General features: G+C 72.6%; 10 protein-coding genes. 2 read left to right on the top strand and 8 right to left on the bottom strand.

Annotated elements, in window-relative coordinates; genetic code table 11:
• Window positions 1-62: 62 nt before the first annotated feature.
• The 4 genes from KLI87_RS32100 to selD form a co-directional block, all read right to left on the bottom strand.
• Window positions 63-2,306: a CRTAC1 family protein gene (locus KLI87_RS32100; RefSeq protein WP_214620027.1), complete on the bottom strand. Its 2,244-nt coding sequence runs from the start codon at window positions 2,304-2,306 to the stop codon at window positions 63-65.
• A gap of 37 nt (window positions 2,307-2,343) precedes the next feature.
• Window positions 2,344-3,900, bottom strand: coding sequence for a vanadium-dependent haloperoxidase (locus KLI87_RS32095; RefSeq protein ID WP_214620026.1), 1,557 nt, complete (start codon window positions 3,898-3,900; stop codon window positions 2,344-2,346).
• 137 nt (window positions 3,901-4,037) lie between these two features.
• Window positions 4,038-4,691 carry a winged helix-turn-helix transcriptional regulator gene (locus KLI87_RS32090; RefSeq protein ID WP_214620025.1) on the bottom strand — a complete coding sequence of 218 codons (654 nt, stop codon included), beginning with the start codon at window positions 4,689-4,691 and terminating at the stop codon, window positions 4,038-4,040.
• A gap of 85 nt (window positions 4,692-4,776) precedes the next feature.
• Window positions 4,777-5,811, bottom strand: a complete 1,035-nt coding sequence (gene selD / locus KLI87_RS32085) for a selenide, water dikinase SelD (RefSeq protein ID WP_250904434.1) — start codon at window positions 5,809-5,811, stop codon at window positions 4,777-4,779.
• A gap of 164 nt (window positions 5,812-5,975) precedes the next feature.
• Here selD and senA point away from each other — a divergent pair, with 164 nt between their 5' ends.
• Window positions 5,976-7,271: a selenoneine synthase SenA gene (senA, locus tag KLI87_RS32080; RefSeq protein WP_214620024.1), complete on the top strand. Its 1,296-nt coding sequence runs from the start codon at window positions 5,976-5,978 to the stop codon at window positions 7,269-7,271.
• 4 nt (window positions 7,272-7,275) lie between these two features.
• Window positions 7,276-8,244, top strand: a complete 969-nt coding sequence (gene senB / locus KLI87_RS32075; RefSeq protein ID WP_156222610.1) for a selenoneine biosynthesis selenosugar synthase SenB — start codon at window positions 7,276-7,278, stop codon at window positions 8,242-8,244.
• Here senB and KLI87_RS32070 read toward each other — a convergent pair.
• The 4 genes from KLI87_RS32070 to KLI87_RS32055 form a co-directional block, all read right to left on the bottom strand.
• Complete coding sequence (locus KLI87_RS32070; protein WP_214620023.1) at window positions 8,235-9,461, bottom strand: acyl-CoA dehydrogenase family protein; 1,227 nt, start codon at window positions 9,459-9,461, stop codon at window positions 8,235-8,237. The two genes, senB and KLI87_RS32070, sit on opposite strands and share 10 nt — an antisense overlap.
• Before the next feature lie 89 nt (window positions 9,462-9,550).
• Window positions 9,551-10,750 carry a hypothetical protein gene (locus KLI87_RS32065; protein WP_214620022.1) on the bottom strand — a complete coding sequence of 400 codons (1,200 nt, stop codon included), beginning with the start codon at window positions 10,748-10,750 and terminating at the stop codon, window positions 9,551-9,553.
• Window positions 10,747-11,595, bottom strand: coding sequence for a phosphate/phosphite/phosphonate ABC transporter substrate-binding protein (locus tag KLI87_RS32060; protein WP_156222614.1), 849 nt, complete (start codon window positions 11,593-11,595; stop codon window positions 10,747-10,749). The genes KLI87_RS32065 and KLI87_RS32060 overlap by 4 nt, the downstream gene beginning before the upstream one ends.
• Before the next feature lie 23 nt (window positions 11,596-11,618).
• Window positions 11,619-12,737, bottom strand: coding sequence for an acyl-CoA dehydrogenase family protein (locus KLI87_RS32055; protein WP_214620021.1), 1,119 nt, complete (start codon window positions 12,735-12,737; stop codon window positions 11,619-11,621).
• Between the last annotated feature and the right edge of the window lie 154 nt (window positions 12,738-12,891).

Below are 12,891 nucleotides of genomic sequence, written 5' to 3'. Positions count from 1 at the left end.
GCTTGAACAAAAGACATCGGCCGCAGCACGCGAGTGCTGCGGCCGATGTGTTTCCAGCGGTACTACCGCTTCTCGTTGTAGGCCCTCACCGCGCTGCTGTAGAACCGCGCGGCCTGCCCGCGCGACAGGCGACGCGCCTGGACCAGGTCACCCAGCGCCCCGCGGACGCAACGGGTGTAGCGGCGGAACGACACCGAGCGGTCGGTATAGCTGCACGGGATCTCGGGGAAGGCGATCCGCTCGCCCGCCCGGACACCGTAGAGCCTGTTCCGTACCCCGCCCGGCCACAGCACCTCGACGGTCCCGGAGCGCTGCCGGCCCATGCCGAACGTGCCCTCCAGCGCGTCCTGCGAGGCGAAGCTCGACCCGGCGATCACCGGCCGGACCGCCGCCGGGCCGCGCCGCGGCGTGAACTTCACGACGGCGCCGACGCCGTCCCGGTTGACGCGCGCTCCACGGGTCAGCCCGACGCTGCCGAACGTGCGGACCGACGCCGACCGGTTCCGGTTGCCGTCGTTGAGCTGCACCGACAGGTCGCCGTCCACCGTCCTCGTCGGGGTCGGCTGCAGCGTGATCGACGGGACCGAGGGCCCGCCGCCGGTGCGCCGGTAGGTCCGCAGGTAGTTCGCGTCGTCGAACGGCGAGCCGAAGTCGAACGGGCCGTCGTCGGAGTACGGCGTGAGCTTGCCGGCCTTGCGTGACTGGGCCACGCTCACGATGTCGTCGAACCCGTCCTGGTTGAGGTCGCCGACGGAGACGCCGGTGACCGTCCGCCGCCGGTGGTCGGTGGCGCGGGCGACCGCGTCGTCGTACCGGAAGGACGGGTAGAAGCCCTTGCGCAGCGCCCCGGGGCCCTGGTTGCGCAGCAGCGCGCCGGGGTTGTCGGACGTCACCCAGAACATCCCGTCCAGGGCGCCGTGGTAGATGATGTCGGTCGCGCCGTCGTTGTCGTAGTCGAGCGTCGAGGCGCCCCAGCCCCACGGCGTGGCGTTCAGCCCGCCGAGCGTCGGGTCCGCCCCGTCCTTCGTCGGGTTCCGCAGGCCGGACGCGCGCGGGTCGGCGAAGGTGTGGTCGGGCTTCTGCAGGATCCACCGGCTGCTCAGGTCACCCTGCTTGATCCCCATCTCCGGCAGCGGCAGGAACATGTAGTCGCCGCCGCTGCTGTCGAAGACGTCCAGGTTCCCGTCGAAGTTGAAGTCGCCGTAGGCGAGCCCCATCCACGCGCCCGGCTGGTCGGTGCCGACCTGGTGCGTGACGTCGGTGAACCTGCCGTGGCCGTCGTTGCGGTGGATGCGCAGCAGGCCCCGGTCGAGCCCGCCGTACTTCTTCATCGGGTAGGCGGCCTGGTCGTTGGCGTCCATGATGTCCAGGTCGCCGTCCTGGTCGTAGTCGACGGCCGCTATTGCCCAGGAGATCTCCGCGTATGAGCCGTTCCGGGGGGTGTGGGGGGTCGTCCCCCCACGAGAGGTCGGGCCGGTCTCCTTGGGCGGCGGGTTCGTCACCACGATCTTCGCGAAGCCCGAGCTCTCGCCGGCGTCGGTGAAGCGCCGTCCGCCCGCGTTGCGCAGCAGCTGGTTCTGCTGGTTCAGCGCGTACGGGACGGCGAAGATCGCCGCCGCCTTCTTCATGTCGAAGCTGTTGGCGATCGCGATGTCGAGCAGCCCGTCGCCGTCGAAGTCGCCCATCGTGCAGCTCGCATGGCTGGACGTCCCGGCCCCCGCCCGGCTGGAGGTGGTGATGTCCTGGAAAGTGCCGTTGCCCCGGTTCCTCAGCAAATGGTTGTTGGCGTTCCTCCCGAGGACGTAGAGGTCGGTGCGCCCGTCGTTGTCGATGTCGCCCGCGCACGCCCCGTTGGAGTCCACGTTGGTCAGCGCCGCGCCCGAGGAGCGCCCCACATCGGTGAACGAGACCCGTCCGCGCCTGCCCAACGTGTTGCGATAAAGGCTGTTAGGACGGCCCGGGCCGTTGGTCACATAAAGGTCGAGGTCGCCGTCACCGTCGGCGTCGAAGGTCACGACGCCCGCGATGCCGTGGTCGTGCACCGGTTCGTTCGCGTAGTCCCCGAACGTGATCTGGGACTTCTTCTTGTTCGCCAACCGGATCGCGTGCTCGGGCGACGGCCCGCGGCGGTAGTCCGCGAGCCCGCTGCCCCGGACGGCGATCTCGGTGAAACCCGTCCCGGGGCGCCGCTCGGCCTCCCCGCCGGGCGCCGCCGAGGCGGGCGGCACCACGGCGGTGTAACCCGCCATCGCCGACACGCACACGGCGGAGAGCCCGATGCTGAAAATGCGACTTCTGTAGATCATCACGCCTCCGTTCCCTTGGTTCTTCTCAAACAGGCGGTCAGGACCCGGTCTCATCGGCGGCCGGCCTGGCGAAACCGGCGAAAAGGAGGCGTGCCTCGTTGTACGCCTGCACGCCGATCTTCCGCCCCATGCTGGTGCCGTATTCGACCGCGTCCTTGAAATGAATACCTCCGTATTCTCGCGAAACACCGTTCTCCTCGATCGCCGAGGAGAATGTCGGCCAGCGCAGCGTCACGTTCCGCCGCGGTGAGCGCCCCGGTTCCACCCGCGACGACCCCGCCCGGACGGTGACGGAGTCCCCGTACCTGTCGCTTCCGGTGAACATCTTCAACACCTGGCCTCCTGCCGCGCCGAAAGCGGAATGGCCGGACGGATACTCGGCGAACGCCGGGGTGACGAAGAAGGGGGGTTGGTAGGGCCACCACGTTCCGCCGTCGATCACCTTCTGGTGCCGCCGGCCGTGCTCCGGCCAGGACGGGATCCGCTTCCCGCCGTAGAGGTAGCGGATCGCGCTGATCGGCCGGACGGAGTCATGATGTCTCTTGTAGCCCCAGACGGCGATGCTCGAATCAAAGACGGCGTTGGTCATCGCGAAGAACATCTTCACGTCGTCGTCGACGCCGTTCCGGTCGCGCAGGGAGACGAACCGCGCGATGTTCGCCCACGTTCCCGGCGGCGAGACGAAGCCGGGGCCCTCGTCCGCCCAGTATTCGCTGATCACTTTCTGCCGGTCGGTGAGATGGGCCGTGGTCCGCATGATGTCGCGCGCTTGGCGGGTGTAGGCGCGGCTGCCGTATCGGGCCGGGGCGGGTATCTTGAATTGGTCCCACGAACGCAATGCGAACGGTTGTACGTAGCCCATGTGCGGGCCCATGTACTCCTGCGTCCTCGGTACGCCGGCGTCGTCCATGAGCGCCAATGCCTGCCACCGCCCCGGGTCCCTGAGGGTCCTTTTGTCCATCGGCCGACCGACCATCAGCGGGTCGTTGACGGGCCGGTATCCGGTGTAGTCCGAATAGGCGCCCGGTTGGAGGTCGCCGAGTTGGTTGGCGCCGTCGTCGTGCCGGCTGCGCAGCACCGCCTCGCACGCGCGGACGCCGATCTCGCCCGCCCTTCCCGCGGGCGAGACCGGGTAGCCGAGGGCGGCCATCAGCGCGTCGAACCTCGGCCGCTCGGTCGGCCACAGGTCGACGGCCGCGGTGTAGGCGGCGTAGCTGATCGCCTGGTCCTTGTTGCGGGCGGTGCGCTCCGCGCGGGGCCGGCGCAGCCGGGTGCCGAAGCGGGTTCCGGCGGCCCGCCGGTCGTAGGCGGCCCACGCGTCGTACATGCAGGTGTGCGTGACCGCGAGGGCACGCGCCACCATCGGCGGGCCGAGGTGGGTCCTCGTGGTGGCCTCAAGCTGGGCCTGGCTCCAGCGGAGCACGACGTTCTCGCGCCCGCCCCGCGGCCTGTCGCCGGGCCCGGCCGCGCGGGCGGGCGCCTCGGCGAGCCCGAGCGCGAGGCCCAGCGTGGTGGTCACGGCCAGCGCGGCCGTCCCGGTCCGGTGGGGCCGCCGGGGGCGGGCGGCCGGTCCCGCTCTTCCTGTCGGTGACACGGGGTCACCCCCTCGCCGAACCTGCAGGTGGCATGGCGCCACGGTGGCTGCGGTTCGGAGTTACTATAAATTTCTTAAGTCTTGTCGTCCACGGTTGACTTTAGAAAAATATAGTTTTAGGGGTGACGGTCCCGGGGTCAGCCCATCAGGCCGAGGAGCCGCGAGCAGCGCAGCACGGCCTCGTCGTCGCCCTCCATGACGACCCGGCGGGTGAGCGTCGCCTCCAGCGGGTTGAGCCGCCCGGCCCCGATCTCGACGAAGGTGACCGCGTCGGTGTGGACGACGAGCGCCGGCCCGTCCGGCGCCGGGCCGTGGGCGACCCGCACCCGCCCGCCGGCGACGGCGACGTGGAAGACCTCGTCGTCGAGCCGGAACTCGTACTGCTCGTCCGGCCCCGCCTCCCTCGGGTCGATCATCGCCTCGACCGCGAGCACCCCCCAGCGGGGGCGGACGATCTCCTCGGCGTCGGGCGCCCCGAGCGTCCCGAGGCCCCAGCGCGCGAGGGAGAGCACGGCCTCCCGCAGGGCCTCGCCCTGCTCGGTCAGCTCGTACATGCGGGTCTTGGTGCCCGCCTGCGGGCGCTGCCGGACGATGCCCTCCTCGGTGAGCAGCTTCAGCCGGTCGGCGAGCAGGTTCGTGCCGATCCCCGGGAGGTTGGCCAGCAGTTCGTTGTAGCGGCACGGGCCGGTGAGCAGCTCGCGGACGATCAGCAGCGTCCAGCGCTCACCGAGGATGTCGAGGGCGGCGGCCAGGCCGCAGTACTGCCCGTAGTTGCGACGCTGATGCTTCACCTTCGCACGCTCCCATGACGATTGAACACTTGAGAAGTGTATCGCGATGGGGTATCGGCAGGTGGGTCGTGTGACGCGCGGGCCGTCAGCGGACGATGAGGCGGCCGGTGCCCGCGCCGACCGTGCCGATCGCCGCCGCCGGAACGCCGTCGCCCGCCAGGCTCGCGAGCGCCGCGTCCACCCGTCCCGGCTCGACGCCGAACAGCAGCCCGCCGGAGGTCTGGGCGTCGGCCAGCAGCAGCGCGGTGCCCGCGTCGACGGCGGTGAGGTCGGCGCGGTCGCCCACCCAGTCGAGGTTGCGGCGCGTCCCGCCGGGGACGATCTCGCGTTCGACCAGGTCGCGGACGCCCGGCAGCAGCGGCACCGCCGCCGCGTCCAGCCGCGCGTCGACGCCGGACGCCTCGGCCATCCGGCCGAGATGCCCGAGCAGCCCGAACCCGGTGACGTCGGTGCAGCCGGTGGCGCCCGCGGCGACCGCCGCCGCGGCGGCCCGCGCGTTGATCGTGGTCATGGCGTGGATCGCGGCGGCCGCCACCTCGGGCTCGGCGATCCCGTGCTTGATCGCGGTGGCGACGACACCCGTCCCGAGCGGCTTGGTGAGCACGAGGACGTCGCCCGGACGCAGGCCCGCGTTCGTCAGGATCCGGTCGGGGGAGACCTCGCCGATCACCGCGAGTCCGAACTTCGGCACGTCGTCGTCGATCGTGTGCCCGCCGATCGTGACGTAGCCGCACTCGGCGGCCACCTCGGCGGCGCCGTCCAGCACCTCCGCCAACTCCTCGGCGGTCAGCTCACCGCTGTTCCACTCCACCAGGTTCAGCGCGAACAGCGGACGGCCGCCCATGGCGTACACGTCGGAGACCGAGTTCGCGGCGGCGATCCGCCCCCAGGTGCGCGGGTCGTCCACCAGCGGCGTGATGAAGTCGGCGGTCGCGACCAGCGCGCGGCCGTCGTCGATCCGCCACACGGCGGCGTCGTCGCCGGTCTCCGTGCCGACGAGCAGGTCGGGATGACCGGTGGGCGTCAACGAGCGCAGGACCTGCGCCAGCTCGCTGGGCGCGAGCTTGCAGGCTCAACCGGCGCCGTGGCTGAACTGGCTCAATCGGCGTCTGGCCTCCATGGGGGCGAGCGTAATCACACCACCGCGCCGCGTCAACGGGAATTGCCCGGGTGATCACGAAAGTTTCGCCGTCACCTGCATCTTGGGCCTGGCCGGGATTCACCGATGAGAATACCCTGCGAACGACCTGAGGAAATGGCCGTGACAATTAGTAAGGGGGCGCCGTGCGTCCGAATGCTCCGGCGGCGGGGGAACTGGCCGGGTGGGTCGTCGAGGCGGCCGGGCGCGCGCTGGACCTCGTCGCGGACCTGGACGACGAGCAGATGATCGGCCCGCTGCTGCCGACCGTCAACCCGCTGCTGTGGGAGATCGGGCATCTCGCTTGGTTCCAGGAGAAGTTCGTCCTGCGGGACGTGTGCGGCCTGGAGCCCGCGATCGCCGGCGCCGACGCCCTCTACGACTCGGGCGCCGTCCCGCACGACACCCGCTGGCTGCTGCGGCTGCCGGCGCGCGAGGAGACCGCCGCCTACGTGCGGACGGTCGCCGAACGCGTCGCCGAGCAGGTGGAGCGCGCGGACGCGGTCGACGTCGTCCACCATTTCGCCAGGTACACCGTGCACCATTACGACACGCACACCGAGGCCCTTACCTACACGCGCCAGAACCTCGGATATCCGCCGCCCGTATTGCCCGGCCTGACCGATGCCGGCCCGCCCGAAGGACGGGACGCGGGCGCGCTTCCCGGCGACGCCGGGTTCGCCGGGGGCACGTTCCCGCTCGGCGCGCGCATGTCCGACCCGTTCGTCTACGACAACGAGAAATGGGCGCACGAGGTCGTGGTCGCGCCCTTCGCGATGGCGCGGGCGCCGGTCACGCAGGCGGAGTTCGCCGCGTTCGCCGACGACGGCGGCTACACCGACCCCCGGCTCTGGCCGGACGGCGGCGCCTGGCTCGCCGCGACCGGCGCGACGCAGCCGGCCTACTGGCGGGGCGGCCCCGGCGGCCGGCAGCGGCGGAGCTTCGACACCTGGGTCGACCTGGAGCCGCACCTGCCGGTGTGCCATGTGTCCTGGTGGGAGGCCGAGGCGTACTGCCGGTGGGCCGGGCGGCGCCTGCCGTCCGAGGCCGAGTGGGAGTTCGCGGCGACCGGCGGCGCCCGCGCGCGGCCCGCCTACCCGTGGGGCGACGACCCGCCCGGCGCGGCGACCGCCGCGACCGACTGGCGCTCGACCGGCCCGGTGGACGTCGGGGCCTGCGCGGCGGGGGAGGGGCTCGCCGGCTGCCGGCAGCTCGTCGGCAACGTCTGGGAGTGGACGGCGAGCGACTTCACCGCCTACCCGAACTTCGAGCGCGACGCCTACGCCGAGAACTCAGAGCAGTTCTTCGGCGGCCGCAAGGTGCTGCGCGGCGGGGCGTGGGCCACGCGCGGCCGCTACGTCCGGTCGGCGCTGCGCAACTACTTCACCCCCGACCGGCGGGACGTCCTGGCGGGCTTCCGCACGTGCGCCCCCGCGCGGTGATGACGTGATCCTGATCGTCACCCCCGCGCCGGTGGACGGCGCCCACGGCAACGGCGTGACCGCGCGCCGCTGGGCCGGGCTGCTCCGGGAGCTCGGCCACGAGGTCGAGGTCCGCAACGGCTACCGGCGCGGCGGCGCCCCCCGCGACGCGCTCATCGCGCTGCACGCCCGCAAGAGCGCGGACGCGGTCCGCGCCTTCCACACCGACCATCCCAAGGCGCCCGTCGTGATCGCGATGACCGGCACCGATCTGTACCCCGACCTGGTGTCCGCGCAGGTCGACCCGGAGGTGCTCGCGATCGCCTCCCGCCTGGTCGTGCTCCAGCGGGAGGGGACGGCGCAGCTCGGCCCCGCGCTCGCCGGACGCACCGACGTGATCGTGCAGTCCGTCCCGGAGATCGCGCCGCGCCCGCCGCGCGCGGACCGCTTCGAGGTCGCCTTCCTCGCCCACATCCGCCCGGTGAAGGACCCGCTGCGCCCGGCGGCGGCGGTGCGGCTGCTGCCCGCCGCGTCCCGGATCCGCGTCGTCCACCTCGGGGAGGGGCGCGATCCGGACCTCGCCGCGCGGGCCGCCGCCGAGACACGCGACAACCCGCGCTACGAGTGGCGGGGCCCGGTGCCGCGCGACGAGGCGCTCCGCGTCCTGGCCGGGAGCCGGCTGCTGCTGCTCACCTCCCTGCACGAGGGCGGCGCGAACGTGGTCTCGGAGGCGCTGGCCGCCGGGGTGCCGGTCGTCTCCTCCGCCATCTCCGGTTCGACGGGCCTGCTGGGCGCCGGTTACCCCGGCTACTTCCCGCCCGGCGACACCGACGCGCTCGCGACCCTGCTCTACGCCGCCGAGGAGGATCACGGCGGCCTCTACCGGGCGCTGAAGGCGCGGTGCGAGGCGCTGCGCCCGCTCGTCGACCCCGAGGCCGAGAAGCGGGCCCTCGCCCGCATGTTACGCGCCCTCGACCTGCCCGCTCACGAGTAGAAGGTCGGTTCGGGCGGTTCGCCGAGCAGCGCGTACCGGCCGACCTCGCGCTGCTTGTAGGCCACCGGATCGTGCAGGCTGTGCGTGCGCAGGTTCCGCCAGAAGCGGTCGAAGCCGTGCCTGGACGCGGTGGAGCGCGCCCCCATCACGTCGAAGATCCGCGTGCAGACCTCCAGGCCCTCCTTGATGATCCGCTGCTTCGCCGCCGCGATGCGGACGGCCGCCTCACCGCGCTGTTGCGGCGTGACCGCTCCCCGGGGGGCGTGGAGCAGTTCCGAAAGCTCCTCGCCGACCCGGTCGATCAGCGCTTCCGTCGCCCAGAGTTTGGAGCGGAAATCCCCGTACGCCTCCAATATGTACCATTCTTCGGTCGCCGATTCCTTGACGTCGCCGCCGTAGGGCCAGGGACGGGTCGTGGTGCGCGTGTATTCGGCCGCGGCCTCCATCGCGCCCTCGGCGATCCCCTGGTACAGGTTCGTCATGATCAGCTGGAGGGTGAGCAGCGAGAGGCTCCCGTAGGGCAGCGGCCTGGCGCTCTTGCCCGTGTAGCCGAGCGCCGCGTCCCAGGGCACCCGGACGCCCGACAGCGAGAGGCTGCCCGACTCGGTCAGCCGCTGGCCCATGTTGTCCCAGTCGTGGTTGTAGCGCAGCCCGGGGGAGTCGGAGGCGACCGCCGCGAACACCGGGCGGCCGTCGGCGAGGCCGGCCAGCAGGCAGGTCAGGTCGGAGACGGCGCCGCCGGACGCGAAGGACTTGCGGCCGTCCAGGCGCAGCGCGTCGCCCTCGTCGACCGCGACGACGTGCGCGTCCCTCGGGTTGATCGCGCCGCCGTAGAAGAGGCCGCCCCGCGTGTAGGCCGCCTCCTGCTCGGCGATCTGCGCCTCCGTCCCGAAGAAGCGGACCGCCCACGCCCACAGGTAGTGGTAGCCGAGCAACTGGCCGATGGAGCCGTCCGCCCTGGACACCTCGCGGCACACGCGCAACGCGGTGGTCCAGCGCTCACCGCCGCCGCCGTGGGCCTTCGGGCCGAGCAGCGTCACGAGCCCCGCGTCCTTCAGCAACCGGACCTCGGCGTGCGGGGGACGCGGGTGGCGGTCCCGCTCCGCCGCGTCGGCGGCGAGGAGCCGCGCCACCCGCCGCGCCCGGTCGAGCCACTCCCGCGCCGTGCCCGGACGGCCGGCGAACTCCGTGGCGGCGGTCTGCCGCATGGTCGTCATGATGAGGCCACCTCACTAATAAAATATATAGTGATACGGGCTCACCGTGACATGGCGGCGGGCGCCGGTCAAGCGCCGTCCCCGCCGCCTCACATGAAGTTGCGGGTGTGCAGCGAGGACAGCTCGGCCGCCTCGTCGGCGGGGAAGCCTAGGCGGATCAGCCGGTGCTGCCGCCCCTCGTGCATCTCCTGCTGGAGCAGCCGCACCGCCTCGTGGCCGCGCCGGATCGCCTCGGGCGTCCACTCCCCGGCCGCGAGGACGACCAGCGCGTCGAACACGTCCTGGTTGAGCCCGGCGGTGTCGGCCAGGGCGTCGTGGCGGCGCTCGACCGCGCCCCGCAGCCGGCCGCGCAGCGCGGGGTCCACGGCGGCCTGGTGCTGGAGGTGCGCGACGCCGAACGCGACGTGCCGCGCCTCGTCCTGCCGCGCCATCCGGGTGACCTGCCGGGTCACCGGGTCGGGGGCGTGCCGGTCCAGGAAGCTGAGCAGGTTGAGGAAGCTGCCCTCGCCGAGCACCGACAGCAGGAACGAGGCGAGCGAGAAGTCGGGCTCGGTCAGCAGCGTGGCCAGCGACTCGCGCCCGCTTACCGAGGACGTGCCGAGTTCGCCGCCGCGCAGCAGCGCCCGCCGCGTGAACACCTCCACGTGCCGCGCCTCGTCGGCGGCCTGCACCGCCAGCAACTGCTGCACCTCGCGGAAGTGCGGGTGGATCCGGGCGAGCAGCCGCGCCGGGATGACCAGCGCCGCCTGCTCGTTCTCCACCAGGTACGTCATGACCTGGACGACCGCCCGCTCGATCTCCTCGGGCAGCGCGAAACCGACGTCCCAGGCGATCGCCTCGTCCGGCTTCCACTGCGCCGCGACCGCGCTCGCGTACAGGCTCGGCGCGATGTCGGCCCACACCAGGTCGCGGTCGACCAGGTCGAAGCGCGGGGCCGGCCCGCCGGGCTCGACCAGCGCGCCGCGCGCCGCCAGGCCCCAGCTCGGGTCGGCGCGGGCGAGGATCCCGTCGGGACGCGGGCCGCCCGCGCGCACGGCGCCCGCCCAGCGGTCCAGGTCGGCGCGGCCCCGGATCACCCAGGCGCGGACACCGAGGCCGTCCGTCGACTCCCGGACGCCGTGGCCCTGCTTGCGGGCCCAGGCCCGCAGGTGCACGGGCAGCGCGGCGTCCAGGCCGGTCACCCCCAGCTCGGCGCCCGGCGGCAGGTCGCGCAGCGCCCGCTGCACCAGCAGGTGGGCGCCCTGCTCGAAACCGAGGAAGCCGAGGTCGAGCACCGGCGACGCCGTCACGGGGCGTACTCCGCGGCCGTCACCGCTCCCTCGGCGTCGTAGAAGCCGGCCTCGTCGACCGCCGCGTCCAGCAGGGCGTACCCCTCGGTGCGCCCCGGCCGCCACGCCGTCAGCCCCTCCAGGTCGAGCAGGGGTCTGACCTCCGGATCGGCGTAGGACATCGACAGCAGCAGTTCCTCGAAGCGGCGCCGCTCGTCCTCGCCGGCGTCGCCCACGGTCATGTTGCAGTGGTCGTAGGCGGGGGTGCGCCCGATGATCCGGGTGCCGCCGGGCGGCAGCGTCCCCTCCTGCCCGAACGCCAGATGGTTGCCGTCGATCATGCAGGCCGCGGCGACCTCGCCGTCCATCAGCGCGCGTGCCGCGTCCCGCTCCCCGCCGACGTGGTCGCCGTGCAGGCCGACGCCGACGTCGAACCGCCGGATCCGGACGTCCTCGCCCGGCCGCAGCCCCGCCGACCGCAGGTACGCGCCCGGGATCAGCGTGGCCTGCGGGGAGTCGACCGCGCCGACGCCGACCGTCTCCCCCTTCAGGTCGGCGGGCTCCTTGTAGGGGGAGTCGGCGCGCACGACGACGACGGAGGTGAGGTCCTGGTCGGTGTCCCGCATCACCAGCGGCGTCAGCGCGCGCTCCCGCGCCCGCGCGAGCCGCTCGGCCCTGACCCAGGCCAGCGGCGAGTTCCACGCGGCGGCGATCCGTCCGGCGACGAGATCCTCCACCTGCCGCTCGTACTGCGAGTACAGGACGAAGTCGAAATCCAGGTCGCGGGCGCGCAGCCACGCCCGGAAACCGCCCCAGATCGTGACGACCTTCGGGTCGTAGGCGACGGCACCCATCACCAGGGTCATGAACAGCCTCCGTGGAATGGTGACTACAGCAGCGGCAGGCCCAGGGCGGCGCGGCCGACGAAATCGGTGAGCGCCTCCGTGGTCGGCGCCATGACGCGGGCGGCGAGGGAGTCCCGGAAGAGCCGCTCGACACCGAACTCCTTGCGGAACGCCGAGCCGCCGCACAGCCGCATCACGCCGTCGGCGACCTCCGTGGCGGCCTCCCCGGCCACCACCTTCACCTGGAGTACGCGCAGCCCCGCGTCCTCGCGGCCGGTCCCGACCGCGGTGAGGGTGTCGTCCACGAACGCGCGCACCTCGTCCACGCGGGTGCGCAGCCGCGCGTAGCGCGCCCGCGCCTCCGGCTGCTCGGCGATCGTCTGGTCGAGGTGCTCCAGCCGCGTGCCGGTGAGGTGCGCCCCGGCGCGCGCCACCAGCGCCTCCATCAGCCCGAGCGAGAACGAGGCGTTCAGGATCAGGAAGTGCGGCAGGACGACCTGCATCGAGATGTCGAGCCCGGCGCCGTCGGCGCCGAGCATCGCGTCCCGGCCGACGCGCACGCGCTCGGCGTCCACCGGGTTGGAGGCGTTGCCGCGCAGCCCGAGCCCGTCGAACGGCCCGCGCGTGCCGAGCCCGGCGGAGTCGCTCGGCACGTGCCACAGCGTCATCGGCCCGGCGGCCTCCAGCGGCCTGCTCGACCACACGTAGCTGTCGGCCTCGCCGGCCGAGGTGACCCAGCTCTTGCGCGCGTCGAGGACGACCTGCCCGTCCTCGGCGATGGCGGTGCTCAGCGGCGCCCAGAAGTGGCTGCGCGACCCCGCCTCGGAGTAGGCGAGCGTGGTCAGGTGGCCGCCGGCGACCGCGCGGCGCGCCTCCTCGGACCCGTGCGCCTCCAGGACGGCCGTCGCCGCGTAGTGCATCAGCACGATCATGGCGGTCGAACCGCAGGCGCCCGCCAGCCGCTCGATCACATCGGAGGCGGCGGCGAGGTCCGCGCCCTGGCCGCCGACCTCCGCCGCGCTGATCAGGCCGAGGAGCCCGGCCTTGGAGAGCGCGTCCACGCTCTCGCGGGGGAAGGCGCCCTCACGGTCGATCCGCACCGCGTTGGGGGCGACGGTCTCGTCGATGACGGCGCTCAACGACGCCGTGTGTGCATGCGTCATACCACGTCCTCGGTCATACCACGTTCTCGCGGGCGGTCACTGGTCGCAGTCGGACGGTCTCAGCTCGCGATTGTGACGATGTCACCGATGCGGCGTCCCGACAAGGGGGCAAGTGATCCCTTTCGCAAGTTGACGCTAACGGAGAAGCATGCCT

This window comes from Actinomadura sp. NEAU-AAG7, assembly GCF_018603865.1.
In the GTDB taxonomy this organism is placed as follows: domain Bacteria; phylum Actinomycetota; class Actinomycetes; order Streptosporangiales; family Streptosporangiaceae; genus Spirillospora; species Spirillospora litoris.
Note: the sequence above shows the minus strand (reverse complement) of the source record. Positions and strands in the feature narration are given on the sequence as shown.

Bases quoted from the DNA above. Each gene is read 5' to 3' on its own strand.
- KLI87_RS32100 (WP_214620027.1), bottom strand. From the start codon at position 2,306: ATGATCTACAGAAGTCGCATTTTCAGCATCGGGCTCTCCGCCGTGTGC.
- KLI87_RS32070 (WP_214620023.1), bottom strand. From the start codon at position 9,461: ATGACGACCATGCGGCAGACCGCCGCCACGGAGTTCGCCGGCCGTCCG.
- KLI87_RS32060 (WP_156222614.1), bottom strand. From the start codon at position 11,595: ATGACCCTGGTGATGGGTGCCGTCGCCTACGACCCGAAGGTCGTCACG.
- KLI87_RS32055 (WP_214620021.1), bottom strand. From the start codon at position 12,737: ATGACGCATGCACACACGGCGTCGTTGAGCGCCGTCATCGACGAGACC.